The organism is Tardiphaga sp. 768_D3_N2_1 (genome assembly GCF_052076105.1).
In the GTDB taxonomy this organism is placed as follows: domain Bacteria; phylum Pseudomonadota; class Alphaproteobacteria; order Rhizobiales; family Xanthobacteraceae; genus Tardiphaga.
Genome location: NZ_CP197245.1, coordinates 5,961,355 through 5,987,865, shown reverse-complemented (window position 1 = coordinate 5,987,865; position 26,511 = coordinate 5,961,355). Strand labels below are relative to the sequence as shown.

22 protein-coding genes are annotated in these 26,511 nt (G+C 61.2%); 11 read left to right on the top strand and 11 right to left on the bottom strand.

What is annotated here, in order from left to right; genetic code table 11:
• Nucleotides 1–86 precede the first annotated feature (86 nt).
• Entirely contained in the window at nt 87–914 is an 828-nt protein-coding gene (map, locus tag AB8A27_RS28125) for a type I methionyl aminopeptidase (RefSeq protein ID WP_068733840.1), read from the top strand.
• Nucleotides 915–1,011: 97 nt separating this feature from the next.
• Nucleotides 1,012–1,731 (top strand): RadC family protein, encoded by a 720-nt coding sequence (gene radC / locus AB8A27_RS28120; RefSeq protein WP_441244712.1) that lies wholly within the window; start codon nt 1,012–1,014, stop codon nt 1,729–1,731.
• Between the two features lie 5 nt (nt 1,732–1,736).
• Here the strand turns inward: radC and AB8A27_RS28115 are convergent, their stop codons facing one another.
• The 6 genes from AB8A27_RS28115 to AB8A27_RS28090 form a co-directional block, all read right to left on the bottom strand.
• Complete coding sequence (locus AB8A27_RS28115) at nt 1,737–2,432, bottom strand: tetratricopeptide repeat protein (RefSeq protein ID WP_441244711.1); 696 nt, start codon at nt 2,430–2,432, stop codon at nt 1,737–1,739.
• Between the two features lie 156 nt (nt 2,433–2,588).
• Nucleotides 2,589–3,239 carry an AprI/Inh family metalloprotease inhibitor gene (locus AB8A27_RS28110; RefSeq protein ID WP_441245060.1) on the bottom strand — a complete coding sequence of 217 codons (651 nt, stop codon included), beginning with the start codon at nt 3,237–3,239 and terminating at the stop codon, nt 2,589–2,591.
• 56 nt (nt 3,240–3,295) lie between these two features.
• Complete coding sequence (locus AB8A27_RS28105; RefSeq protein WP_092140052.1) at nt 3,296–4,279, bottom strand: 2-hydroxyacid dehydrogenase; 984 nt, start codon at nt 4,277–4,279, stop codon at nt 3,296–3,298.
• Nucleotides 4,279–5,115, bottom strand: a complete 837-nt coding sequence (locus AB8A27_RS28100; protein ID WP_115031516.1) for an ABC transporter permease — start codon at nt 5,113–5,115, stop codon at nt 4,279–4,281. Before AB8A27_RS28100 ends, AB8A27_RS28105 begins: the two co-directional genes overlap by 1 nt.
• Nucleotides 5,112–5,918, bottom strand: coding sequence for an ABC transporter ATP-binding protein (locus AB8A27_RS28095; RefSeq protein ID WP_441244710.1), 807 nt, complete (start codon nt 5,916–5,918; stop codon nt 5,112–5,114). The genes AB8A27_RS28100 and AB8A27_RS28095 overlap by 4 nt, the downstream gene beginning before the upstream one ends.
• An 8-nt stretch (nt 5,919–5,926) precedes the next feature.
• Complete coding sequence (locus tag AB8A27_RS28090; protein ID WP_441244709.1) at nt 5,927–6,949, bottom strand: ABC transporter substrate-binding protein; 1,023 nt, start codon at nt 6,947–6,949, stop codon at nt 5,927–5,929.
• A gap of 88 nt (nt 6,950–7,037) precedes the next feature.
• Here AB8A27_RS28090 and AB8A27_RS28085 point away from each other — a divergent pair, with 88 nt between their 5' ends.
• The 3 genes from AB8A27_RS28085 to AB8A27_RS28075 all read left to right on the top strand — a co-directional run bounded on the left by AB8A27_RS28085 (nt 7,038) and on the right by AB8A27_RS28075 (nt 10,696).
• Entirely contained in the window at nt 7,038–7,859 is an 822-nt protein-coding gene (locus AB8A27_RS28085; protein ID WP_441244708.1) for a creatininase family protein, read from the top strand.
• Between the two features lie 171 nt (nt 7,860–8,030).
• Nucleotides 8,031–8,294, top strand: coding sequence for a hypothetical protein (locus tag AB8A27_RS28080; protein WP_092140059.1), 264 nt, complete (start codon nt 8,031–8,033; stop codon nt 8,292–8,294).
• 416 nt (nt 8,295–8,710) lie between these two features.
• Nucleotides 8,711–10,696, top strand: coding sequence for a carbohydrate porin (locus AB8A27_RS28075; RefSeq protein ID WP_441244707.1), 1,986 nt, complete (start codon nt 8,711–8,713; stop codon nt 10,694–10,696).
• Nucleotides 10,697–10,755: 59 nt separating this feature from the next.
• On the opposite strand, the gene AB8A27_RS28070 is transcribed toward AB8A27_RS28075, so the two are convergent.
• Complete coding sequence (locus tag AB8A27_RS28070; RefSeq protein ID WP_441244706.1) at nt 10,756–12,396, bottom strand: FMN-binding glutamate synthase family protein; 1,641 nt, start codon at nt 12,394–12,396, stop codon at nt 10,756–10,758.
• A gap of 211 nt (nt 12,397–12,607) precedes the next feature.
• Nucleotides 12,608–13,381: a ferredoxin--NADP reductase gene (locus AB8A27_RS28065; RefSeq protein WP_441244705.1), complete on the bottom strand. Its 774-nt coding sequence runs from the start codon at nt 13,379–13,381 to the stop codon at nt 12,608–12,610.
• A gap of 374 nt (nt 13,382–13,755) precedes the next feature.
• Between AB8A27_RS28065 and AB8A27_RS28060 the strand changes: the two genes are divergently transcribed.
• Both AB8A27_RS28060 and AB8A27_RS28055 read left to right on the top strand, forming a co-directional pair.
• The gene (locus tag AB8A27_RS28060) at nt 13,756–14,763 is read left to right on the top strand and encodes a hypothetical protein (RefSeq protein ID WP_441244704.1); all 1,008 of its coding nucleotides are present in this window, start codon (nt 13,756–13,758) and stop codon (nt 14,761–14,763) included.
• A complete protein-coding gene (locus AB8A27_RS28055; protein WP_441244703.1) occupies nt 14,756–16,075 on the top strand; it encodes a bifunctional folylpolyglutamate synthase/dihydrofolate synthase in 1,320 nt (439 codons plus the stop codon). The genes AB8A27_RS28060 and AB8A27_RS28055 overlap by 8 nt, the downstream gene beginning before the upstream one ends.
• Nucleotides 16,076–16,252: 177 nt before the next feature.
• Here AB8A27_RS28055 and AB8A27_RS28050 read toward each other — a convergent pair whose 3' ends face one another.
• Together AB8A27_RS28050 and AB8A27_RS28045 are read right to left on the bottom strand one after the other, a co-directional pair.
• Nucleotides 16,253–17,167 (bottom strand): amino acid ABC transporter substrate-binding protein, encoded by a 915-nt coding sequence (locus AB8A27_RS28050; protein WP_441245059.1) that lies wholly within the window; start codon nt 17,165–17,167, stop codon nt 16,253–16,255.
• 8 nt (nt 17,168–17,175) lie between these two features.
• Complete coding sequence (locus AB8A27_RS28045) at nt 17,176–18,471, bottom strand: dicarboxylate/amino acid:cation symporter (RefSeq protein ID WP_441244702.1); 1,296 nt, start codon at nt 18,469–18,471, stop codon at nt 17,176–17,178.
• A gap of 234 nt (nt 18,472–18,705) precedes the next feature.
• On the opposite strand from AB8A27_RS28045, the gene AB8A27_RS28040 reads away from it, so the two are divergent.
• The 4 genes from AB8A27_RS28040 (at nt 18,706) to AB8A27_RS28025 (ending at nt 23,724) form a co-directional block, all read left to right on the top strand.
• Entirely contained in the window at nt 18,706–19,707 is a 1,002-nt protein-coding gene (locus tag AB8A27_RS28040; RefSeq protein ID WP_441244701.1) for an NADP-dependent oxidoreductase, read from the top strand.
• A gap of 1,235 nt (nt 19,708–20,942) precedes the next feature.
• A complete protein-coding gene (locus tag AB8A27_RS28035; protein ID WP_441244700.1) occupies nt 20,943–21,401 on the top strand; it encodes a PaaI family thioesterase in 459 nt (152 codons plus the stop codon).
• 221 nt (nt 21,402–21,622) lie between these two features.
• Nucleotides 21,623–22,033: a response regulator gene (locus AB8A27_RS28030; protein WP_441244699.1), complete on the top strand. Its 411-nt coding sequence runs from the start codon at nt 21,623–21,625 to the stop codon at nt 22,031–22,033.
• 128 nt (nt 22,034–22,161) lie between these two features.
• On the top strand, nt 22,162–23,724 hold the full coding sequence (locus AB8A27_RS28025) for an ATP-binding protein (protein WP_441244698.1): 1,563 nt from the start codon (nt 22,162–22,164) through the stop codon (nt 23,722–23,724).
• Nucleotides 23,725–23,727: 3 nt separating this feature from the next.
• On the opposite strand, the gene AB8A27_RS28020 is transcribed toward AB8A27_RS28025, so the two are convergent.
• Nucleotides 23,728–26,352, bottom strand: a complete 2,625-nt coding sequence (locus AB8A27_RS28020) for an EAL domain-containing protein (RefSeq protein WP_441244697.1) — start codon at nt 26,350–26,352, stop codon at nt 23,728–23,730.
• Between the last annotated feature and the right edge of the window lie 159 nt (nt 26,353–26,511).

Genomic DNA, 26,511 nt, shown 5'->3' with positions numbered 1-26,511 from the left:
CTTTGGCTTGCGCTGACCGCCCCAGCCATTAAATTGGGGCCTCAAATCAAACATTCCCGTCGCATCCTGCCTGGCAAGATCACCTGATGAGCTACGTCGAAGCCTCTGAAACCTCCCAGCGCAAAACCGGTCAGATCAAGCTGCATGGTCCCGCCGCTTTTGCTGGCATGCGCAAGGCCGGCGCTCTGGTGTCGCTCTGCCTCGACGAACTGACCGATCTGGTGAAGCCGGGCGTGCTGACTTCGGCGATCGACGACTTCGTGCGGGAATTCGCCTTCAGCCATGGCGCATTCCCGGCCACACTGATGTATCGCGGCTATCGCTATTCGACCTGCACGTCGATCAATCACGTGGTCTGCCACGGCATGCCCGGCGACCGCGCGCTGAAGGAAGGCGACATCGTCAATGTCGACGTCACCTTCATCGTCGAGGGCTGGTATGGCGATTCCAGCCGCATGTATGGCGTCGGCGAACTTGCCCGCAAGGCGGAGCGTCTGGTCGAGGTCACCTATGAATCGCTCATGCGTGGCATCGCCGTGGTCAAGCCCGGCAACACCACCGGCGACATCGGCCATGCGATCCAGAGTTTCGTCGAACCGCAGCAGATGAGCGTGGTGCGCGACTTCTGCGGCCATGGCCTCGGCCGCATGTTCCATGATGAGCCGAACATCATCCATGTCGGCCGCCCCGGCGAAGGCGTGACGTTGCGCCCCGGCATGTTCTTCACCATCGAGCCGATGATCAATCTCGGCAAGCCGCATGTGAAGGTTCTGTCCGACGGCTGGACCGCCGTAACTCGCGACCGGTCGCTGTCGGCGCAGTTCGAGCACACCGTCGGTGTGACGGCGACTGGCGTCGAGATTTTCACGCTGTCCAAGCGGCATAACGAACAGCCGCCGACGCCCGCCGCCTAAACTTCAAATCGCTACACAGCAGCGAACACTTTCTGGTTGCAAATGCAGCCGGGGACGGCATGCTCATGGATACGATCCATGCGAGCGTTGGCGCCCCATGTCCGTCAGTCCCAGTGATCCAGCCACGCCGACGGGTCTTGCCGAAGCGCCGCATTATCATGGCCATCGGGAGCGCCTGCGGGAGCGCTTTCGCAGCGTCGGTGCCGATGCGCTGAGCGACTACGAGCTGCTGGAAATGGTCTTGTTCCGCGCGCTGCCGCGCCGGGATGTGAAGCCGCTGGCGAAATCGCTCATCACCAAATTTGGTTCCTTCGCCGAGACGGTGCATGCGCCGGATACGCGATTGCGCGAGATCGGCGGCCTCGGCGAAGCCGCCATCACCGAGATCAAGCTGGTCGCTGCCGCCGCCAGCCGCGTCGCCAAAGGTCAGCTGAAGCAACGCACCGTGCTGTCGTCATGGGCCACGGTGATCGACTATTGCCGCTCGGCCATGGCCTTTGCGGACAAGGAGCAGTTTCGCATCCTCTTCCTCGACAAGCGCAACCAGCTCATTGCTGACGAGGTGCAGCAGGTCGGTACCGTCGATCACACACCGGTCTATCCGCGCGAGGTGGTGAAGCGCGCCCTCGAACTATCCGCGACGGCCATCATCATGGTGCACAATCATCCATCAGGCGATCCCACACCCTCGCAGGCCGACGTGCAGATGACCAAGGCGGTGATCGATGTTGCCGGCCCGCTCGGCATCTCGGTGCATGATCACATCATCGTCGGCAAACACGGCCATGCGAGTTTGAAGGGGTTAAAGCTGATCTAGAACGCTTAGTTCTTGATGGTTTTGACGTATTCTTCCGCTGCCCGAATACCGCCCTTTGCCTTGAGCGTTAAGGCAGTTGTCCGCGGCTTCCATTCGGACATCAGCTTTTCTGCACTTCTGAGTTCCTGCTCGGACAACGTTGCAGCCATTTCATTCACATGTTTCGCGGGCGCCATGTTCGAGAGTTTGAAATATGCATACGCCAACGACGGATCCCTTGGCGTTCCTTTTCCGATGAAATGCAAGCGGGACAATCCAAAGAGGGCGCCGGGATATCCCTGATCACCCGCCTTCTTCCACCATTTCAGCGCTTCTTCTGAGTTCCCTCGTCGATCGTACAAATTGCCGACATCGTGCTGGGCGAGCGAATAGCCGGCTTCGGCCGCAACAAGCTTGTACTTCAAAGCTTGATCGGCGTCGGATTCTACGACGCCCGCGCCTTGCCCGTCATAGTAACAACCGAGCTTATAGGCGCCCAACGGGTCGTTCGACGCAGCCGATTTTTGAAACCACTCAAAGGCCTGCCTGCGATCCTGTTGTGTGCCGATGCCATTATTGTACATCATGCCCACATGATATTGCGCCTCTGCATCTCCCTTGTTCGCCAGGGCGACCATTGCATTGAAGGTATCCGCGTCATTTGCGTTGGCAGGCATCGAGAAAAATAAAAGGCACGAAAAAGCCAAGGCGAAAAATTTCATCTCACCCTCCAATTGGGTTGAACGATTTCACCTTGGTCACGCGCAGCGGAAATAGGTTCGAAGACGCTGATTTGCGCCGGACGGATTGATGCGTAAAGCGCAATCCGGGCACCCCCGTCTTCGCAGGGGCGACAAAAGCGGGCGCGGAGCGAGCTCCTACTGCCGCAGCAATATCAGCGGATCGGCACTATCAGGCACACGGCGCCATTGCGCGTTGTCATCCGCCTCGAAATGCCAGGTCTCGCCGGATGCCGACATCATCAGCAATTCACCGCGTTCGAGACGCCACTGCTTGGGGTTGAAATTCGCCACCAGGGGGTCGCAGCGCGGCTTCAGGAAGACGGCGAAATTGTCCTGGGTCGTCTCGGTATTGGTCAGCGTCAGGCCGCAGACCAGGCGGCCGCTGCCGCGCACCATCGACCAGTCGCCGATCATCTGGTCCATCGACTTGGTCAGCGAGCGGGCCGCCGCCAGGTTCTGCAGAATATAGACGCCCTCGCCGGTGCGAATACCCTCGAAGATGCCGCTCTCGACTTCGGTAAAATCGATTACCGCTTCGCCCGTCGGATTCTGCAGCCGGACGATATCGAGCCCCTTGATGTTCCAGGCTGCGATGTCCTTGGTGAAGGGCAACGCCTTCGCGCAATCCGGCTCGAGTTCGAGCTTCAGCCCCTGCGGCGACGTATCGTTCTTCAGCGTCACCACGCAGGTCTTGCTTCGCTCGGTGGTAGAGAGCTCCCACTGCCCGATCATGTTTTTCCGAAGGGTGGCAGCATCCTGAGCGCGCGTCGGGGCGCCGACGAGCATCGCGCCGGCAACTGCCAGCGCAAAATATCGACAGCGCCCCGACGCGTGCCTCACGATCAGCGTCCCTTTATCGGTGTTTCCGCAATCGGCGTCGTCGGCGCCTTGCCGGCAAACCAGAGCTTGAGATTGTCGACCACAAGCTGATCCATCGCATTGCGTGTCACCACCGAGGCCGAGCCGACATGCGGCAGCAGAACCACGTTCTGCATCGCCTTCAGCTCGTCCGGCACCTTGGGCTCCTGCGCAAACACGTCGAGGCCCGCGGCCAGAATGGTGCCCGACTTGAGCGCCGCAATCAGTGCAGGTTCATCAATCACCGAGCCACGTGCGATATTGATGATGATGCCGCGCGGACCGAGCGCCTGCATGACTTCCGCATTGACGAGATTGGCCGTCGAGGCTCCGCCCGGCGTGATGACGATCAGCGTATCCACCGCCTTCGCCATCTCGACCAGGTTCGGATAGTGCTTGTGCGAAACGCCTGCGGCGGGATTGCGCGAGTGATAGACCACCGGCACCAGCGAGGCGTCGAGACGGCGCGCAATGGCCTGGCCGATGCGGCCCATGCCCACCATGCCGACCTTGCGATCACGCAGCGAGCCGACCGTGAGCGGATAAGGCTGTGTCAGCCACAGGCCCGAGCGGACATATTTGTCCGCCTTGATGAATTCGCGGGCAGTGGCGATGAACAGGCCGAGCGCCGTATCAGCGACTTCCTCAGTCAGCACATCCGGCGTGTTGGTGACGAGGATATTGTTCTCGGCGGCATATTTAGCGTCGACGTGATCGTAGCCCACGCCAAACGAGGAGATGATCTCGACCTTGGGATATTTCGCCAGCACGGCGCTGTTGGTCGGCACCAGACCGGTCACAGCAATGCCGCGGATCTTCTCGGCGACACCCGCCGGCAGCCGCTCGAGATCGTGCTGGGTTTCATATTTATGCAATACGAACTGATCCGAGAAACCGTTATTGATCAGCGGCTTCGTCGGTCCGTAGATCAGCAGGTCGATTTTATCCGAAGAGATTCCCGTCCCCATTATTTTTCCTTTCGCAGTGCACTCTCATGCCAGCGCCGCAATACAACGTGGGATACCAGCGCGAGCAGCATATAGATCACAATCCCCGCAACGGACAGCAACAATAACGCGGCGAACATTCGGGGAATATTGAGGCGATAGCTGGATTCGGAAATGCGATAGGCGAGGCCTGAACCTGCACCGGCCGCCCCCGCCGCGATTTCCGCCGCCACTGCGCCGATCAGCGACAACCCGCCGGCGATGCGCAATCCGCCAAGTATGAATGGCAATGCCGCCGGAAGCTTCAGATAGCGCAGCACCTGCCAGCGCGAGGCGCGATAGAGCTGAAACAGACCAGCCAGATTGCGATCCACCGAATTGAGGCCGAGCGTCGTATTGGCCAGCACCGGAAAGAACGCGACGATCCAGGCGCAGACAACGACCGCGGTTTGCTGCGGCAGATAGATCAGCATCAGCGGCGCAATGGCGATGACGGGTGTCACCTGCAGCACAATGGCATAGGGCAGCAGGGAATATTCCAGCCATTTGGACTGGTTGAACAACAGCGCCAATGCGATGCCACCGACGGCCGCGGCAATGAACCCCTCCAGCGCTGTCAGCAATGTCACACCGAGCGATTCAGACAGGATCGACCAATCAGCGATCAGCGTCTGAAAGACGAGCACGGGACCGGGCAACAGATAGGGCGGGATTTCGCCGATCCGGACGACGAAATCCCACAGCGCGATGCCCGCGATGAAGACGACGACGGGCCAGACGATGCGTTGCCATTGCACATCCCTGCCCGGCGCGACCGAACCGCGGTCGACCACCGGCAACGGCTCCAGCCCCTTCATGCCCGCGCCTTTGCGTCGTTGAAGGCCGGGTCACTGGCCGCCATCAGCGCCTGCGAAACATCGCGGCAATAGCCGGCATAGGCTACCGAGGTCCGGAATGCGTCGTCGCGCAGTTCGGCAGTTTCGATACGGTACTCGGCGCTGACGCGACCGGGCCGCGAGGTCATCACCACGACACGCTGCGACAGATAAACCGACTCGAACACCGAATGAGTGACGAAGATGACCGTCTTGCCGAGTTCGCGCCACAGCGTCAGCAAATCATTATTGAGCCGGAAGCGCGTAATCTCGTCGAGCGCCGCAAACGGCTCGTCCATCAGCAGGATGTCCGGTTCGGTCACCAGCGCGCGGGCCAGCGACGCCCGCATCTTCATGCCGCCCGATAATTCGCGTGGATAGGCGTCGGCAAAGTCCGCGAGACCGACCTGTGCAAGCACTTCATTCACGCGCGCACTCGATTGAGCATCCGGCATATGCGCCAGCTTCAGGGGCAGCCGCACATTCTCGCGGATCGTGCTCCACGGCATCAGTGTCGGCTCCTGGAACACGAAACCGATGGGGTGATCGCTGCTGCGCGCGGCGACATCAACAGTGCCCGCGGACGGAGCGATCAGGCCGGCGATCAGGCGCAGCGCCGTGGATTTCCCGCAGCCTGATGAGCCCAGAAGCGAGACGAACTCGCCCTTGCGGATATCAAGATCGAGTGGCCCGAGTGCGATGGTGCCGTTGTCATAGACCTTCGTGACACCGCGCAGGCGCACGGCAGCGGGGATATCGTTCAAAGGCAAAGCGGGATCGGCCATCTGCCGGCTTACTTCTTCGGCCGCAGGTTGACGCCGACGCCCTTGTTGACGAATTGCAGCGTGTAACCCTTGCGATAGTCGACATCGCGCTTGACCACGCCGGCGCGCGACATCTTGTCAAAGAAGCTGCTGACGCGTGCATCGCTCATCGCGCCGATGCCGTCCTTCAGCGTATCGCCGGAATCGACGATGCCGTACTCCTTCATCTTGGCGATGGAATAGGCCAGCAACTCGTCGGTCATTTCCGGATTGAGCTTCTTGATGACCTCATTGGCGGCTTTGTTGTCGCCATAAAGATAATTGTACCAGCCGATCATCGAGGCATCGACGAAACGCTGGACAAGATCCGGCTTCTTGTCGACCCATTCGCGGCGCGTTTCGATCAATGTCGAATAGCCGTCGAAACCGTAATCCGCGAGCAGCATCACCGTCGGCTTGAATCCGGCCTGCTTCTCGACAACGAACGGCTCGGACGTGACATAGCCCTGCATCGCGCTGTTCTTGTCGACGATGAAAGGCTGCGCATTATAGGTGTAGGGCTTGACCTTGGATGCGCTGAAACCGAGTTCGGACCGCATCCATTGGAAATAGCCGGCGACGCCCTCTTTCGAGATCAAGAGCGTCATCGGCTTGAGATCGTCGAGTTTGGTCACCTTGGGACTGGGATGGGCGAGAAAGACCTGCGGGTCCTTCTGGAAGATTGCGGCCACCGAAACCACCGGCACATTATTGGCGACGGCATCGAAGGATTGCAGCGTGTTCGCGCTCATGAAGAAGTCGAGCTTGCCCGAAATCAACAGGATGCGGTTGTTCACGTTCGGCCCGCCCGGCACGATGGTGACGTCGAGGCCGTAATTCTTGTAGGTGCCGTCCGCGACTGCCTGGAAGAAGCCGCCATGTTCAGCCTCGGCCACCCAGTTGGTTCCGAAACTGACCTTATCGAGCCTGGTTTCCGCTGCGGCGGGCGACCACGCGACCATCATGGCCACTGCGCCAATGGTTAACGCGCGCAACAGGGATATCGGGCTCATATTGGACTCCGTCGACCGTTATGGCCCATGATAGGAAGCAATCTGCCGCCAGACTACCCTGCAAAATTGACCAAAGAAACGCACCTCGATGACTGCCAACATGCCGCCCCGCGACTGGACTGCCATTCACTGGCCCGACATCGCCAAGAGCGACCCGGCCTCCTGGATTGCAGTGCTGCCGCTCGCCGCGACCGAACAGCACGGGCCGCATCTGCCTCTCGGCACGGATGTCATGATTGCGGAAGCCTATCTCGCGGAGGTTCAGCGCCTGCTGCCCGCCGATATTCCTGCGACGTTTTTGCCGCTTCAACCCGTAGGCATTTCGACCGAACACCTCGCCTTTCCCGGTACGCTGACGCTGCCAACCGAGATCGCATTGCAGACCTGGACTGCGATCGGCGAAAGCGTCGCGCGCGCTGGCGTTCAGAAACTCGTGATCGTCACCAGCCACGGCGGCAACAGTGCGGCCATGACGCTCGCGGCGCAGGACCTGCGCGCCGAATACGGCATGCTGGTCGCCACCACCGGATGGAATCGATTCGGTGCACCGGACGGTCTGTTCACTGACGAAGAGTTACGTCACGGGATTCACGGCGGCGCTGTCGAGACGTCGATCATGCTGGCGCGCTACCCGCAGCATGTGCGTAACGACAGGATCGCAAATTTCGCATCGTCAGCGATCGCGATGGAGAAGAACTATCGCTGGCTCTCCGCAAGCCGACCCGCGCCATTCGCGTGGCAGGCCGAAGACCTTCATCCCAGCGGCGCGATTGGCGACGCCACACAGGCATCGGCCGACAAGGGCGAGAAGCTGCTCGCCCACGGCGCAAAGGCGTTCTGCGAATTACTCGCTGACATGCATCGCTTCGATGTCGCGGCATTTGATCGCGAACCGGCCCCCGACGCGTGAGATGTGGTTAACCGCGGATTGCGCGATTCGTGCGACGACATATTCCGTGCAGATGACGACATAATCCTGAAACCAAATAGTTCGACCGGGTCTCGAACCCGATCCGTTTAGGCTCCGACTGATGGGCATGCAGGCCACGATGGCTGCACTTCAACAGGATGGAGTTATCCCATGTCGATCAAGTCCAAGATTGCTGCTTTCGCTCTCGTTGCTCTCACCGCTGCCGGCACCGTGGCCTCGTCCACGCAGTCGGCTCAGGCCAAGGGCCCGGGCATCGGCTTCGGCATCGCTGCCGGTGTTGTCGGCGCCGCGGTTGTCGGTAGCGCCATCGCCGCCAACAACGGCTACTACGGTTACGGATATCGCTGCGGCTGGGTCCGCCAGTATGACGGCTACGGCAACTATGTCGGCCGCGTCCGGACCTGCAACTACTAATACTAATCTCTTGATCGACTGACGTGGATTTGCGTCCGACACGGGCGCCTCATCCACCCCGTGTCGCACCAGACCCGCCCGATTGTCCCCTCGGGCGGGTCATTTTTTTGCGACCGTCAAATGCCTTTCGAGGCGTGCCAGCCAGCTGCTGTTATCCAACCGTCATGATCCGCTGCCACTGAAACATGTCTCTCCAGTTGGTTCTTGCTATTGCGAATTAGTTGCAATTATAATCAAGGAGTCGGCGGGTCGCTCATTTTGCTTCGTTTTGTCTGATGACGCCCTTCGGCACCCTACTGTTATGGGCGAATCGACTATTTTCCCGGAATATCAAACGGTTCGCCGCATGATCGGCGGCGACCTGAAGCGAGAAATGACGGCCGCATGAAGTATCCCGACCACTCGCGAGCATTGTCGTGAAGCGCGTTTTGGCGGGTTTTGCGCTGGGCGCACTGGCGTTCGATGGCTCTGCGATCGCGGCCGATATTTCATCCGGCATGGCGCTGAAGGCACCTCGCCTGGTTTACGACTGGACCGGGTTTTATCTCGGCGGTCACATCGGCTATGGCGGCGGCAGCTTTGGTCCCGGCAGCAATGCGCTGCCTGCGCAGGGCGTTGTCCTGCCGCCTTCGCCGACCGGTCTGATCGGCGGCTATCAGCTCGGCTACAACAGACAGTTCAGCAACAATGTCGTGCTGGGCTTCGAGGCCGACGCCACGTTCAGCAGTCCGCAGGACGCCGCGCGGTTGATGCCAGCACCTTTCCATACGACTTTCGATTATTTTGCGACCGCACGCGGCCGCATCGGCTACGCCTTCGGCGCGTTGATGCCTTACGTCACCGGCGGCGTGGCGTGGGGGCGCACCAAACTCAATCTCAACAATGCCGACGGCGATCTCATCGCTTCGGCGACTCGCAGTCATTTCGGCTGGACCGCCGGCGCGGGCGTCGAATTTGCCGTTGGCGGCAACTGGACCGCCAAGGCCGAATACGCCTATCTCGATCTGATGCGGCAGACCTATGACCTCGGCGAGGCCGGGCTGCCGAATGTGAGCGTTGATCCGAATATTCACACCGTCAAAGTCGGCTTGAATTATCGGCTGTGGGACACGCCGCCATGGTCACCGTCAGCCCCCATCACCGGCAAGACTGCGCTGCCGGAATCGACAGACTGGAATGTCCACGCCCAGACCACCTTCATCGCGTCCGCCTATCCGCGGATTCGCTCGCCTTATGAAGGCACCAACAGCCTTCCCGGTGGTGGCCAGGGGCGCGAGACCTTTACGACGACGGCGTTCCTCGGCTGGCGACTGTGGCAGGGCGGTGAGCTCTATCTCAATCCCGAGTTGGCGCAGGGCTTCGGCCTCAACTCCACGCTCGGCCTCGCCGGCTTCCCTAATGGCGAGGCGCAAAAGGGCGGCGCGCCGTTCCCACGCTTTCGCATGCAGCGCTATTACTTCCGCCAGACACTTGGCCTCGGCGGCGAGCAGGAAGACGTCCCCGACGCCGCCAATCAATTGGCAGGCAAGCGCGATATCGACCGCATCACGCTCACGGTCGGACGCTTCGCGGTGGGTGATTTCTTCGATGGCAATTCCTACGCCAAGGATCCGCGCGCCGATTTCATGAACTGGGCGATGTGGTCATCGGCCGCTTACGACTTTCCAGCCGACCTGCCGGGCTTCACCCGCGGCGCCGTCGTTGAACTGAATCGCAAGGACTGGGCGATCCGAGCCGGCCTGTTTCAGGTGCCGGCGCAGCCTAACAACGACGTCCTGACGTTCAAAACCGGCGGCGCGGTCGTCGAATTCGAAGAGCGTCACCAGATCTTCGACCAGCCCGGCAAGCTGCGCGTCGGCGCCTTCATCAATCGCGGCAATACCGGCAGCTATCGCGGCGCACTGGCAATCGAGGCCAATGATCCCACGCTGGATATCAACGACGTGATGTCCTCGATCCGCCGCGCCAGCGACAAATACGGCTTCTACGTCAACGGTGAGCAGCAGGTTGCCACTGACGTCGGCGTCTTCGGGCGCGTCAGCTGGAACGATGGCCAGAACGAGATCCTGTCCTTCACCGATATCGACCGCAGCGTCTCTGCCGGCGTCTCGATCAAGGGCAGCCATTGGGGCCGCGCCAATGACACGATCGGCCTTGGCGGCGCGATCAACGGCCTGTCCGCTGCGCATCGCGACTTCCTCGCCGCCGGCGGCAACGGATTGCTGATCGGCGACGGACGGCTGAATTACGGCACCGAGCGCATCCTCGAAACCTATTACGCCTATGCCATCGACAAGAACTTCACCCTTACGGTCGACTACCAGCTGATCGTGAACCCTGCCTACAACAGGGATCGCGGGCCGGTCTCGATCTTCTCAGGCCGATTGCACGGCGAGTTCTAGAGCATTTTCGAGCGAAGTGGACACCGCTTCGCACCGAAGAAAACGCAGCGAACAAAACTCTAGGCCGAATGCTCCAGAGCTGCTGGCATGAACGAGCCCGCTTGCGCCATCTCCCATGCATCGCGAAAGCGCTTGTCGCCGGTGCCATCGATCAGCTCATTGTGGCGTAGCGCCGGATACATCCGCGTGAAAGACAGGACGTCGGTACCGGAGGCGCGGTGCGAGAAATGGATCGGGCGAATCTCCTGCGGGTGATCGAGCCCGGCTGCCGCGATCAGCTCAGCCAGCGCATGCAACGTTGCCTCGTGATAGTTATAAACGCGATCGGTCTTCTGCGGCACGGCGAGGGCGCGATTGCGCGTGGCGTCTTGCGTCGTGACGCCTGTGGGACAGCGATCGGTGTGGCAGCTCAGAGACTGGATGCAGCCCAATGCGAACATGAAGCCGCGCGCCGAATTGCACCAGTCGGCGCCCAGCGCCATGGCGCGGGAGATATCGAAGGCCGTCGCGATCTTGCCGGAGGCGCCAATCTTGATGCGGTCACGCGCGCCGATGCCGATCAGCGCATTATGCACGAAGTTGACGCCCTCGCGCATCGGCATGCCCAGATGGTCCATGAATTCCAGCGGCGCCGCGCCAGTGCCGCCTTCATTGCCATCGACCACGATGAAATCCGGATAGATGCCGGTCTGCAGCATGGCCTTGCAGATGGCGAGGAATTCCCAGGGATGACCGATGCACAGCTTGAAGCCGGCGGGCTTGCCGCCGGACAGACGGCGCATCTTGTCGATGAACTCCATCATCTCGATCGGTGTTGAAAACGCCTTGTGATAGGCCGGCGAGATACAGTCCTCGCCCATGGCGACGCCGCGGATACGCGAGATCTCTTCCGACACTTTCGCCGCCGGCAACACGCCGCCATGGCCGGGCTTTGCGCCCTGGCTGATCTTGAGCTCGACCATCTTGATCTGATCGTTGACGGCAAGCCTCGCGAAGGCGTCGGGGTCGAAGTTGCCATCGCGCGTGCGGCAACCAAAATAGCCGGAGCCGATCTCCCAGATCAGGTCGCCGCCCATTTCCTGGTGATACGGGCTGACGCCACCTTCGCCAGTGTCATGGGCGAAGTTGCCACGCTTGGCGCCGGCATTCAGTGCCCGGATCGCATTGGGACTGAGCGCGCCGAAACTCATCGCCGAGATATTCAGTACCGAGGCGGAGTAAGGCTTGAGGCAATCCGGCCCGCCGATGGTGATGCGGAATTGCTCAGTCGCATGCGGCTTTGGCGCGACCGAATGGTGCATCCACTCATAGCCCTCTTCGTAGACGTTCTTCTGGGTGCCGAAGGGACGCTTGTCGAGCACCATCTTGGCGCGCTGATAGACCACCGCGCGCGTGTCGCGGCTGAACGGCATGCCATCCTTTTCGCTCTCGAAGAAATACTGCCGCATCTCCGGGCGGATTTCTTCGAGCAGGAAGCGGATATGCGCCGAGATCGGATAGTTGCGCAGAACCGCATGGTCCTTCTGCAGCACGTCGTGAATGCCGAGCACAGTCAGGCCGCCGAAGACGATGACCGGGATGACAACGAGAGGGATGACCTTGGGGTCGTGAATGCCAATGCCGACCAGCAGCAAGGTGGCGGCGCTGCAGATCGTCAAAACGATGAAGCGCGGCGAGAGGGGAAGCATCAACGTTTCCATAAAATCCTGCCTGACATGAATGGCGCTAGCGTTACACAGACCCGATGACGCAAACATCACAAGCGCGTTGCCGCAGAGCATCGCACCCGAGCGCTCAATCTAGCGCGCCACGCTCAATGAATTGTTGCCAAAAGCGAGAACCTGAAACGACAAAACCCGCGCCGAAGCGCGGGTTTTGCAGTGCAGTGAATGTCGATGGTGTCGGGCTGCCTTAGCGCTCGACGAACGCCTTCTCGATCACGAAATGGCCGGGCTTGTTGCCGCTGCCTTCGATGAAATCGCGCTCTTCGAACATGTTCTTGAGATCCTCGAGCATCGCGGGGCTGCCGCACAGCATAATGCGGTCGGTCTCGATGTCGAGCGGGCCCTGGCCCATGTCCTTGAAGATCTGGCCGGACTCGATCAGGTCGGTGATACGGCCGCGATTGCGGAATGGCTCGCGGGTGACCGTCGGATAATAGGTGAACTTGTCCTTCATCAGCTCGCCAAACAGCTCGTCGTTCTGCAGCCGCTCGACCAGGCGCTCACCATAGGCGAGTTCGGAGACCTGGCGGCAGCCATGCACGAGCACGACATGCTCATAGCGCTCATAGACGTCCGGGTCCTTGATCAGGCTGGCGAAGGGCGCGAGGCCGGTACCGGTGGACAGCATCAGGAGACGCTTGCCCGGCAGCAGGCTGTCGGTGACCAGCGTGCCCACCGCCTTGCGGGCGACCAGGATGGTGTCGCCTTCCTTGATCTTCTGCAGGCGCGAGGTCAGCGGACCATCCGGCACCTTGATGCTGAAGAATTCGAGTTCTTCCTCGTGGTTCGCGCTGGCCATCGAATAGGCGCGCAACAGCGGCTTGCCCTCGACTTCGAGGCCGATCATGGCGAACTGGCCGTTCTGGAAGCGGAATGAGGTGTCGCGGGTAGCTTTGAAGCTGAAAAGTGTATCGGTCCAATGCTGGACGGAAAGAACTTTCTCTCTGTGAAAGGCGCTCATGAGATCTGATTTTCCAGTGCGGGCTTTTTTAGAACAAGTCCATTGTTTGCCGCGTCACGATGCCGAGAAACCATTGCGGCTATTGGCTAATTTTGGTTCTCGCAGCTGCGAATGACAATTAGTCAAAGAAGCCATGAAGTGCAATTGCGGACTGACGGAGGCGGTCGATTAATTTCCAAAGCAGGTTACCCATGCAGCAGCGGCCGATCTGGCCGCGACATTAAATTACCCGATATGAGGGGTTTCGTTCAATTTCTTGCCGGACACCGTTAATGGGTATCCGGCTGGATCGCCCGATCCCGATCCGGTAGTTTCAGGCCACCTCGTTAAAGTCGTCGCAGGCGGCTTTTCGTTCAAACGTCGGCCTGGCCCTGATGACATCCCTTCGCGACATCCGGGCCGGAAAGCCCCCATCCTATCCCGACCAGTCGATCTATGCCGAATACGCGTGCCGCCAGTTCGGGCTGGATTTCGCCGAGGTCGATGGCGGAACGGGCCTGATCTTCACCGTCGGCCGCAATGGCAGGAGCGCATCCTTCGGCGCCGGACGCGGCTCGTTCTTTCCGCAGAACAATGCCACGGCTGCGACGCTGGCGAACGACAAGTATTTCGCCAATGTGCTGATGGAGCGCGCCGGCGTCCCGACCCTGGGCGGGAAATACTTCTTCCTGCATGAGCGCTACCGCGCCCATCGCCCGCCCGGCCACGAATATGCCGACGCCGTCTGGCATTTCGCCGAACTCGGCGACCGGGCCTTCATCAAGCCGCTCATGGGATCGCGCGGCGATTTCGCGGAGATCGTCACCGGCGGCGATGCGCTCATCGCCTATCTCAAGCAGGTCGCGCAGTATTATGACGCGATCCTGATGCAGCGGATCTATACCGGCCAGGAATATCGCGTCTTCATCCTCGACGACGACGTCGTGTATTGCGCGCAGAAGACGGCGCCCTTCGTAACGGGCAACGGCAAGGCGACGCTGAGGCAATTGATCGCCGCGGAGACGTCCGCGCTGGACCGCCACGGCATATCGTCAGCCGCCACAGGTCTCGACGACACCTCCCTCGATCGCGTGCTGCCATATGGCGAGCGACGCGCGATTCCCGGCCGGATGAACCGCAGCGCAGGCGGCAGCATGAGCTTTGCTGCACCGGGAAACGAGACTGTCGCCTTTGCGATGGCGGTGCAGGCCGCCAAGGCGCTCGGCCTGCGCGCCGGCGCGGTCGACCTGTTTACGGATATCGACGGAGATGCTGCGGCCTTGCGCGTGATCGAGGTCAATGCCAATCCCTCGATCCGCTTTCTCGAAGACAGCGGCCGCGAGGATCTTATCCTACGCATCTGGCGGCATACATTCACGGCGATCGGCCTGCTCGATGTTTAACCTGCCCAAATATGGCGACGGCCTCTGCCTCGCGCGGCTGTCCCTGCTGCTCGATGCGCTGTCCATCGATCGTGTCCGGCTGCGTAAACATTCCGTCGTCGTGACCGGCTCGAACGGCAAGGGCTCGACGGCGGCATTCTGCGCCAGCGTCGGACGCGCCTTCGGCCTGCGCACCGGACTGTTCACCTCACCGCATCTCTACCGCTTCAACGAGCGCTTCCAGATCGACGGCATCCCGGTCGATGATGAGCTGCTCGAAGCGCTGGTGCTGCGTGTCGCCACGGCCATCGCCGACCTCAAGCAGCACACGCTGAATGAGGTCTTTGGCGCCTTCGAGGCACAATTCGCGTTGGCCTGCCTGTATTTCCAGGAGACCGAATGCGAATTCGCCGTGTTCGAGGCCGGCATCGGCGGACGCTACGATCCGGTTCGGCTGGTCGGCGCCGACATCACCTGCGTCACCTCGGTGGATCTCGAACATGTCAACCTGCTCGGCAACTCGCTCGAGCTGATCGCCTGCGACAAGAGCGATGCGTGCATCTCGGGCGGCACGGTCGTCTATGGCGAGAACTGCCTGCCCATGCGCGGCAATCTCGCCGAGTACAATCGCAACCGCAACGTCACCGGCCTGCATATCGGCGACGAGATCACGATCAGCAACGTCTTTGCGTCAGCCAAGGGCCAGACCTTCAACTGCCGGCTGGGCGCATTCGACCTGCGTGCACTCGAACTCGTGCTGGCCGGCGAATTCCAGCTCAACAATGCCGCCATAGCGGCTGCGCTGTTCATTCTCTGGATGCAGCGCATGCATCCGGATGCGACCACCAGTGCCATCGATCTCGCGGTCCGGACCGGGCTGCGCGACACCAGATGGCCGGGACGCCTCGAAATCGTTCAGCGCGATCCCCTGACCGTCATCGATGTCGGCCATACGCCCGATGGTGTGGCACAGGCCCTGAAGAGCCTTCGCACCATCCATGGCGATGACAACTGGCTGCTCGTGCTCGGCGTGTCCGGCGACAAGAATGTCGACGATATCGCACAGCACCTCGCGCCCAATTTCGATACGATCGTCTGCACCCGCGCCTATCACAAGGGCGCCGACGCGCGCGTGGTCGGCGCTGCCGCGCGCAAGGTCCACCCGGCGGCGCGCATTCATGTGGCCAATGCCATGGAAGACGCGGTGCGCCTCAGCCAGCAACTGGCGCGCGCCGTGCCGCGCAAGATCTATGTGGCCGGCGGACTGTTTGCCGCGATCGAATATGCGACGGTGCTACGCGGCGGCAAGGCGCAGGATCTGGTGTTTTTTTGAGATCTCTCCGTCGTCCCTGCGAAGGCGGGGACCCATACACACCGAGTGAGTGTTTGGCGCTGTGGCTGCGACTATTCCCGATTTCAGGCCCGGAGGTTATGGGTCCCCGCCTTCGCGGGGACGACACGTTGATGGTATCGAGCCCGGAATGACAGTTTGTGGGGTGACGCTTTGTGGCTAGTTCGTCCCGCCCGCTGAATCGTCCAGTACTTTGAAGCTCTCTTCCAGCTGCGGCGAGATCGAGACGCCCATGCGCTCACCTGTCGGCAGGCGTGCGACGAACCACTTGTTGTAGAGCGGGATCAGATCGCGATTGGAGCCGAGGCGCCGAAAAGTACGCTCGACCACGTCGCTCAGTTGCTTCTCGCCCTTGCGGAACATGATGCCGTAGGGATCGTAGGACAGGTAATCGCCGACGACACGATACTTGTCCTGCGACTTGTGCCGCGCGATCAGGCCGGACAGCAGGATATCGTCGGTCGCGAAGGCATCGGCCTTGCCGTCGACCAGCATCTGGTAGCTCTGCTCGTGATCGGGCGACACCACGATATTGAGGCCGAGATTGAACTTCTTGTCGACCGCATGCATCGCCTGTTCGTTGGTGGTGCCTTTGGTGACCACGATGGTCTTGCCCTTGAAGTCGGTGGGCGCGGTACCCGTGGTCGTCTTCGGCACCATCAGCTTGGTGCCGGCGACGAACGTCAGCGGCGAAAACGCGACCTGCTTGCGCCGCTCGGCATTGGCTGTGGTCGAGCCGCATTCGAGATCGATCTTGCCGTCGATCACGGCCGGAATACGATCGTCCGACGTGACCTTGACGTATTCGATCTTCAGCGCGGGATCGTCGACCTCGATGCCGATGTCCTCGACGATGCCCTCGCAGAGTTCGAGGCTGTAGCCGATCGGCCGGCCGGCCTGATCGAGGAACGAGAACGGCGGTGAACTCTCGCGATAGCCCAGCTTGACCACATGCGCCTTCTTGATGGCCGCCAGCGTCGGGCTAAGCCCTTCCGCAGGCGCTTGCGCCTGCGCGGTCGTCGCCAGCAGCGCTGCCAGAATTCCGGTGATAGGCCCCGTCAGAGAGTGGCGCATCATGCACCTCACCCATGGCCGAGAGCGGGGATTTCTCCGGGGATCATGCTGCCGGGCACCACGTCGTCGGGACCGAGTTCATGTTCGGGCGCGAGTTCGCCTTCCCATTTCGCGACCACCGCCGTGGCCAGCGAGTTGCCGATCACATTGGTGGCGCTGCGCCCCATATCGAGGAACGTATCGATGCCCATGATCATCAACAGGCCGGCTTCGGGAATGTTGAACTGGCTGAGCGTGGACGCGATCACCACCAGCGAGGCGCGCGGCACGCCGGCGACGCCCTTGGAGGTGATCATCAGCGTTGCCAGCATCGCGAGCTGCGTGCCGAGCGACATTTCGATGTGATAGGTCTGCGCGATGAAGATACTGGCGAAGGTGCAGTACATCATCGTGCCGTCGAGATTGAACGAATAGCCCAGCGGCAGCACGAAGCTGGAGATGCGCGACGAGGCGCCGAAGCGGTTGAGGCCCTCCAGCGTCTTCGGATAGGCCGCTTCCGAACTTGCCGTGGAGAACGCGATCATCAAAGGCTCGCGGATCAGCCGCAACAGATGGCTGTAGCGCGGGCCTATGACCACGAAGCCGACGACGATGAGGATCGCCCACAGGATCGCCAGCGACAGATAGAAGCCGCCCATAAAGACGATCAGCTTCCAGAGCACGCCGAGGCCGTTCTTCGACACGGTCGCCATGATTGCCGCCCAGACAGCGAGCGGCGCGAACAGCATCACATAGCCCGTCACTTTCAGCATGATGTGACCGAGGTCATCGATCAGCGCCAGCATCGGCTTGGAGCGCTCCGGCATCGCACCCATGGCAACGGCGAAGAAGATGGCGAAGATGACGATTTGCAGGATCTCGTTCTGCGCCATCGCATCAGCGATCGACGTCGGAATGAGGTGGGTCAGGAATTTCTCGATGGAGAAAGCCGATACGGGCAGGCCCGTGGACTGGCCGGCCGCAGGCAGCGTTCCCGGGAAATTTGCGCCCGGCTGCAACAGGTTGACCATCACGAGGCCGAGCAGCAGCGACACGAAGGAGGCGCTGATGAACCAGCCCATGGTCTTGGCGAAGATGCGTCCGAGCTTGGAGCCGGAGCCCATATGAGCGATGCCGCCGACCAGCGTGGCGAAGACCAAAGGCGCGATGATCATCTTGATCAGGCGCAGGAACAACATGGCGATCAGGTTGACGTCGGCCGCGATCTCGACGCGGCTATCGGGCAAGTAGTTGAAAACCAGCGAGCCCATCACGATGCCCAGCGCCATCGCGATCAGAATGTATTGCGTAAACCTGTTCGACATATCGACCCCCGTTACACATTCCCAACTGCGACAGTCTGTCATATTGATCAGGGCGCGCAACAAGCTTCGTCAGCCGCGTACCGTTTCGGTATCATCAGGCGGAAAATAGCCGTTGTGGAATGCCGCGCTGCCGCATAGCGTCATCGCCAACTATAAAAACTGTGCAGCCTGATTGTTTTGTACGCGGTGACTGCAACAAGTTTCGACAAAGGAAGAGACAGGGAGACAACGGCCATGACCGACACCGTGAATCATCAGGTGCTGCTCGTCGAAAAGCCCACAGGAAAATTGGGGCTAGAACATTTCAAACTATCAAAGGGCCAGATTCCCGAACCGAAGGATGGCGAAGCGCTGCTGCGCGTGCGCTACATCTCGCTTGATGCCGCCAATCGCGCATGGATGCATGGCGCGACCTATCGCGCTGCGGTCGAGGCCAATACGGTGATGGCGGGCGGCGGCATTGCCGAAGTCGTATCGTCGAAGTCGCCTGCGCTGAAGCCGGGTGACATCGTGTTCGGCGACACCGGCTGGCAGAATTACGCGGCGGTGCCGGCCAAGCATCTCAACAAGATGCCACGCATGGAACCGATGACACATCTGCTCAGCGTCTATGGCATCGCCGGACTGACGGCCTATTTCGGTCTGCTGGACGTCGGCAAGCCCAAGGCCGGCGAGACCGTCGTCGTCTCGGCAGCGGCCGGCTCGGTCGGCTCCATCGTCGGCCAGATCGCCAAGATCAAGGGCTGCCGGGTGATCGGCATCGCCGGCGGCAAGGACAAATGCGACTGGCTGACCAAGGAACTCGGCTTCGATGCCGCGGTGGACTACAAGGACGGCGCGGTGTTCAAGGCGCTGAAGGCGGCAGCACCGAATGGCATCGATGTGTATTTCGACAATGTCGGCGGCGATATTCTCGAGGCCTGTCTCGCACAGATGAATCTCAACGGCCGCATCGCCTGCTGCGGCGCCATCTCGCAATATGACGGCGCCCCCTCCGCAACCGGCCCGCGTGGTGTGCCCGGTCTCATCGTGGTGAAACGCCTGATCATGCAGGGCTTCATCGTGATGGACTATATGAACCAGCGCGAAAAGGCCTTGGCCGATCTGCAGTCCTGGGTCGCCGCGGGCAAACTCAAGGTGCAGGAAGACGTCATCGACGGGCTGGAGAACACGCCGCGGGCACTGATCGGTTTGCTGGCCGGTGAGAACCGGGGCAAGCGGATGGTGAAGGTGTAGTTCGCATCCTTTCTGGTCCTCGTCCTTACGATCTCGCATAACGCTCTCGGTCGTCATGGCCGGAGCGCGCGAAGCAAGCTTCGCGATGCTCTCAGGTCTATCACCACGTCATGGCCGGGCTTGTCCCGGCCATCCACGCCTTGCTGTGGATGTCGCCAAGACGTGGATACGCGGGACAAGCCCGCGCATGACGACTGAGTATGTCGTGACCACGGGCGCCACGTCTCTCCTGATTCAACTGTCAAACAGCCACTGCGCTTCAGGCATGCGTCATCACCCCTGTTGTTTGCGGCGCGGGGGCGCCGTCGTCTGCTGCATTCCCGCCCCCTTGTGAGAGGGCGTGCGGAACGCCGGGTGCCCGTTGCACCCTTGGGCCTGATGCGAATGCGGTCTTCCGCAAGGGTAATGTGCATCAGGACTTTCGGAAGCGTCAGGCAAGTGCCCAGCGTTCCGCCTGCGGTGTTTTTTCGACTTGCTTGCACTTTGCCTCAGCGAACGATCCGATCACCGAATTAAAGTCCCAAGGCGATGGGAAGGGAGCCTCAAGCACTTGAGCCGGACGCGTTTCGATTTGGTCGTCCGTCACACTGTCCAGGGGTCTTTCCATCCCAGGGTCGGCCGTCTCCTTGCCAGTGGCAGTGCTGGCGCAGATCCGTCCTGCCCGAAGACAGACGTCACCCCCAAACCGCGTAACGCCGCATCTCCGGCGTCCACCGCACCCTGCCCCGCGAACGTGACGATCGCGATCGCCCCTCTCGGTGGGGCAGGACAGTGGGGAATATAATCAATAAAGGGATATTGTCAACGGGCGATAGGAAAAAATGTTTGACCCGAACCTCTCCGCTGTCGTCCCCGCGCAGGCGGGGACCCATACACGCTGGAGAACTGGTGAGAGTGCTATCGTTGTAACTCTGCCGCTTCAATCACACTGACCGTGGTTGTGGGTCCCCGCCCCGCGCACGCCTTCGGCGTGCTACGCGGGGACGACGCGGAGAGGTCAGCGCGGCCCACACTCGTCATTCCGGGGCGGGACCGGCGCCGCAGGCGACGGGACCGAACCCGGAATGACGGTGGAGAATGACGAGCCAAGCGCACCTCCCGGAATAACGAGCGACGAGCCATGCAGATCCCGCAGCAAGGACGGCTTGCGACGTCCTATCCACCCGTCCCGTGCTTTTGTATGACCTAGCCCTCACTCCCTCCAGCCCATCGAAATCTCGCGAGAAGGACAATCCATGACTGATGCGGCGACTGACGCGGCCAATGCTGAACTCGAAGCCGCCGGCTGGAGCATCATGGACGATGACGGGTTCATCCATTTCGTCGGCCCGATGTGGCACCGGATCGTCGATGGCATCAACGAATTCGCCATTCTCGGCCAGGACAAGCACCGCAACCGCCGCGGCGTGGTTCAGGGCGGGGCGGTTATGACGCTGGCCGACCGGAGCTGCGGCATGGCGGCGCGCGAGGCTGCGGGGGTGGAGGCGCTCGCCACCGTCCAGATGGATACTTATTTCGTCGATGCCGCCCGGATCGGCGACCTGATGATCTCCCGGCCCAAGGTCCTGCGCGCCACCAAGAGCCTGATCTTCATGAGCACCGAGGTCAGCGTGAACGATCACGTGGTCGCCACGGCGCATGGCGTGTTCAAGACGGTCCGCGACCGCACCGATACCGGGCGCAAGAACGACTGAGCTGACGGCCGACGCGGATTTTCCGTCATTCTCACGGATTTTTTTGGCGCGCTGCGGAACGAAAGTGCGAGCAGCGCGCTTAGCAGAGACATGCGAACCAAAACAGTTTTTACGCGACCTATATTCGTATCCGAATGATCACGTTCAGACTGACTGATGCTTTCGACCCGAACCATCCCGGCCCTGTGGCCCATGGAACCGGCGATCAAGGTTCAAATCCCATGGCCCAAGACGCTACCGCAAACGACACCGCCCTCCCCGCCACCGTCCTCGTCGTCGAGGACGATGTGCTGCTGCGGATGTTTGCGGTCGAAATGATCGAGGAAGCCGGTTTCCGGGTGATCGAGGCGCAGGATGCTGACGCCGCAATCCGCCTGCTCGAGGCGCGCAACGATATCCGGATCATCTTTACCGATATCGATATGCCCGGCTCGATGAACGGGCTCAAGCTCGCCCATGCGGTCGCCAATCGCTGGCCGCCCATTCGCATCATCGCGACATCGGGCCACTTCAGGATCGGCGAGAGCGACCTGCCCAATGGCGGCCGCTTCATTCCCAAACCCTATCGGCAGCACCAGGTGATCGGCGCCCTGACCGAATTCGCCAGCCCCGGCCGCGCATTCGGCCGCTGATAAGCCCCGTTCCCAATTGCGCTCACGCTTGACGCTTCCATACCGCCCAGTCACGCTGGTTCCACGATACCAGCTATCGGCAGGGGCAGGCGATGTGGGCATCACTCAAGAACTTTCTCGATAGTTCCATGTTCGCCCCACACGGCATTTGCCTGTTGTGGGATCCCGGCCTGATCTGGCTTCACGTCGGCTCGGATGCACTGATCGCCGCGGCCTATTTCTCGATCCCCATCGCCCTCACGATCTTCGTCTGGAAGCGCCGCGATGTGGAGTTCGGCTGGATCTTCTGGGCCTTCGCGCTCTTCATCATGGCCTGCGGCCTGACCCATGTGATGTCGATCTATACGCTATGGGTTCCGGCCTATGGCGCCGAAGGAATCCTCAAGGCGGTCACCGCCATCGCCTCGGTCGTTACGGCAGCCATCCTATGGCCACTGCTGCCGAGGCTGCTGGCGATCCCCTCGCCTGCGCAATTGCGCGAAACCGAGCTGGCGCTGATCGAGGAGGGCCGGCACCGGCGCGAGGCCGAGGACATGCTGCGCCATACGCAGAAGATGGAAGCGATCGGTCACCTCACCGGCGGCGTCGCCCATGACTTCAACAATCTGCTGACCATCATCATCGGCAATCTCGAAATCGCCGAACACAGCATTTCGACCTGGACGGAGTCCTCGCGCGATCGCCTCAGGCGCGTCATTGCCAGCGCAGCCGGCGGCGCCCAACGCGCCGTGGTGCTGACCCAGCGCCTACTCGCTTTCGCACGCAAGCAGCCGCTCGACCCGAAGACCATCAATGTCAACGGATTGCTCCACGGCATGTCGGACTTCTTCCAGCGCACATTGAGCGAGAATATCGATCTCGAAATCGTCGGCGGCGCCGGGCTGTGGCAGGTCGAGGTTGATCCGAGCCAGATGGAAGCCGCCATCCTCAATCTCGTGGTCAATGCACGCGACGCCATGGCCGGCTCGGGCAAGCTGACGATCGAAACCAGCAACGCCTTCATCGACGAGATCTACGCCCTGCAGCATTCCGATATCGTCATCGGGCAGTATGTCCTGATCTCGGTGACGGATACCGGACCGGGCATGCCAAAGGACGTGCAGGAGCGCGCCTTCGACCCGTTCTTCACCACCAAGGAGCCCGGACAGGGCACCGGTCTCGGCCTGAGCCAGGTCTACGGCTTCGTCAAGCAATCCGGCGGCCATGTGAAGATCTATAGCGAGGTCGGTGAAGGCACGACCATCAAGGTCTATCTGCCGCGCAGCAGGCAGCATACGGAGCGGTCGACCGAGATCGACAGGCGCGTCGTCGGCAGCAAGGGCAATGAAACGGTGATGGTGGTGGAGGACGATCCGGATGTGCGGTCCTACCTGGTCGAGACGCTGGAAGGTCTCAACTATCAGGTCCGTGAGGCCGGCAATGCCAACGCAGCGCTGGCCGATTTTTCTGCCGACCCCGAGCCGTTCGACCTGCTGCTGACCGATATCGTGATGCCCGGCATGAACGGGCGACTATTGGCCGACGAGATGCAGAAGCGGCTGCCAAAGCTGAAAGTGCTGTTCATGACCGGCTATTCGCGCAACGCCATCGTGCATCAGGGCCGGCTCGATCCCGGCGTGTCGCTGCTGCAAAAGCCGATCACGCAAGCCGCGCTCGGCGGCAAGGTACGCGAGATGCTCGACAGGCGGTAAAGGTCAGGGGATTCGCCTGACGGGAACGGCACTGCGCGTCCGCTCCGCCTGACGCCGCATATCGCTCAAGCTCGCGGCGGCACGCGACATTTCGTGAGCAGCGAGCCAGAGTTCGAAATCCGGCACCGACAGCGCCGGCGAATAGACGAAGCCCTGGATCACGTCGCAGCCGAGTTCGGTGAGAATCCGGCGCTGCCCGTCGGTCTCGACGCCCTCGGCCACCACGATCATGTCGAGGCTCTGGCCGACGCGTATGATGGCGCGGGTAATCGCCAGCGCGCTCGCCTCGCTTTCAAGACCACGCATGAAGCTGCGATCGATCTTCAACTCACGGATCGGCAGATGCGTGAGACGGCTGAGGCTGGAATAGCCGGTGCCGAAATCATCCATCGACAGCCGCACGCCGGACTTGCGAATTTTCTCCATAGTCTCGACGGCGGTCGAATGCTCGCTCATCACCACGCCTTCGGTGACCTCCAGCATCAGCATGTCCGGCGACAGACCGTTCTCGGCGATCACCTCGCCGACCAGCGTGGCGAGATCGCCATTCTGGAAATTGATCGGCGACAGGTTGACCGAGACGCCGGGCACGTCGATGCCATTTTTGCGCCAGGCCGCGACCTGCCGGCAGGCCTCGCGCAGCGACCAGGTGCCAATCAGCTCGATCAGCCCGTATTCTTCCGCGAGCGGAATGAATTTCGACGGCGGCACTTCGCCGAGCACCGGATCGGACCAGCGGGCCAGCGCCTCGACACCGTAAAGGCGACCGTCGGCGCGCACCTGCGGCTGATAGTGAAGCCGCAGCGCTCCCTGCACGATGGCATTGCGCAGCGCCGTGCTGAAGGCGAGCCGCTCCTCGCTGACGCGGTTCATCTCCGCACTGAAGAAACGATAGGTCGAGCGGCCGGCCTGCTTGGCCTGATACATCGCCGCATCGGCATGTTTGAGCAGACCGTCGATATCACCGGCATTGTCGGGATAGATGCTGACGCCGATGCTGGCCGATACCGGCACCAGCTTGGCGCCAAGCTGCATGGGCGGCAGCAATGTCTCGAGCAGGCGGCTGGCGATCAAGGCGGCGCCTTCGACATCGCAATTCGGCAGCACGATCACGAATTCGTCGCCGCCCTGCCGGCTCAGCGTATCCGCTGGCCGAATCTGCTTGCACAGCCGCTGCGTGACCGCGACCAGCAACTCGTCGCCGATGGAATGACCGAGCGTGTCGTTGACGTCCTTGAAGTGATCGATATCGAGGAACATCACGGCAATGCGGTCCCGCGACTTGCTCTTGTCGATCAGCCCCGTCAGGATCTGGCTTAGTTGCGCGCGGTTCGGCAGGCCGGTCAGCGCATCGAAATAGGCCAGACGCGCGATTTCGCTGCGGGCCTCGTGCCGTTCAATGGCCAGCGCGCAGAGATGCACACAGGCATCGACAATGGTCTGGTGCCAGCGCGTCGGGCCGCGTGTCTCGCGGAAGTAGAAGGCAAAGGCGCCGATCACACGACCATCCCGCGCCTTGATCGGCGTCGACCAACAGGCGCGCAAGCCGGCTTCCAGCGGCAGGCTGTTATAGGGCAGCCACCGCGGATCCGTGGCGATATCGGTGGCCAACACCGCATGGCCGAGAAAGGCCGCCGCGCCGCAGGACCCGACATCGGCGCCGATGGCCAACCCGTCAATGAGGGGCGCGAAGGTCGGCGGAAGGCTGGGGCCGCCGAGAGGATGGAGCCGACCTTCCGCATCCACATGCAACACCGACGAGACGATATCAGGCGCGATGGCTTCGACGCGGTGGCAGAGATCGCCAATCACATCCACGACCGGCATGTCGTTGGCGAGATTTTCCAGCACGTGATGCTGCAGCGAATTGACCTGCTTGCTCTCGGTGATGTCGTCGAGCACTGCGACCAGATGCTCGACCTCGCCGGCTTCATTGCGGCCTGCGTTGACGGTGCTCGAGATCCAGATCTCGTGACCATCCTTGTCATAGACAAGGATATCCTCTTGCCCGTGTCCTTCGGCATCGATCTGCGCTTGAAACCGCTCCAGCGTTTCGTTGTCGGTATATTCTCCGGTCAGCAGATCCCGGGGATGTTTGCCCATCGCTTCCGCGAGCGTGTATCCGAACAGCTCCGTGAAAGCGTCGTTGACATAGACGATGGTCATGTCGCGTTTGGAGACCATCACGACACGGTCGGTCTTTTCGGCAACTAGTGCCATCAGTGCATTTTGCTCGCGCCCATGAACCTCGTCCGTCACGTCGCGGATGAAGTTGATGTAGAGCGTCTTGCCGGCGTAATCGACGCGGGAGATCGAGAACGCGCCCCAGGCCTCGCTCCCGTCCTTGCGGCTGATCCTGAATTCGCGGCGCCCCTTGACCGCCACCTGCGGATCCATCGCCGCGATCGCCCCGTCGAGATGTTCGCGCATGTCGGGCGGCACAAGGAAGCTGACCTGCCGACCGATGACGTCGTCGCGGTGATATCCCCACATCCGCTCGGCCGCGGCATTGAAGTGCCGGATCGCGTTGTCGACACCCGTGATGACAACAGCATCGACCGCCTGTTCGAACGCCGAGAACAGCGCTTTCGCGGCTTCACTGGGCTGGCCGACAGGACTTGTGGGCATGAAACGACCTTCGATCACGGGAGCCGCGCGAGCACGATGGCGGCTGCCTTCGTTACAACGGCAATGTCATTCGCAGGTACAAGTGTATTTGAACTCCGGTAGCTAAGAAGTTCGTTCAACCTCAGATCGAGGGGCTCGAATACCGGATGTCGTTAACAA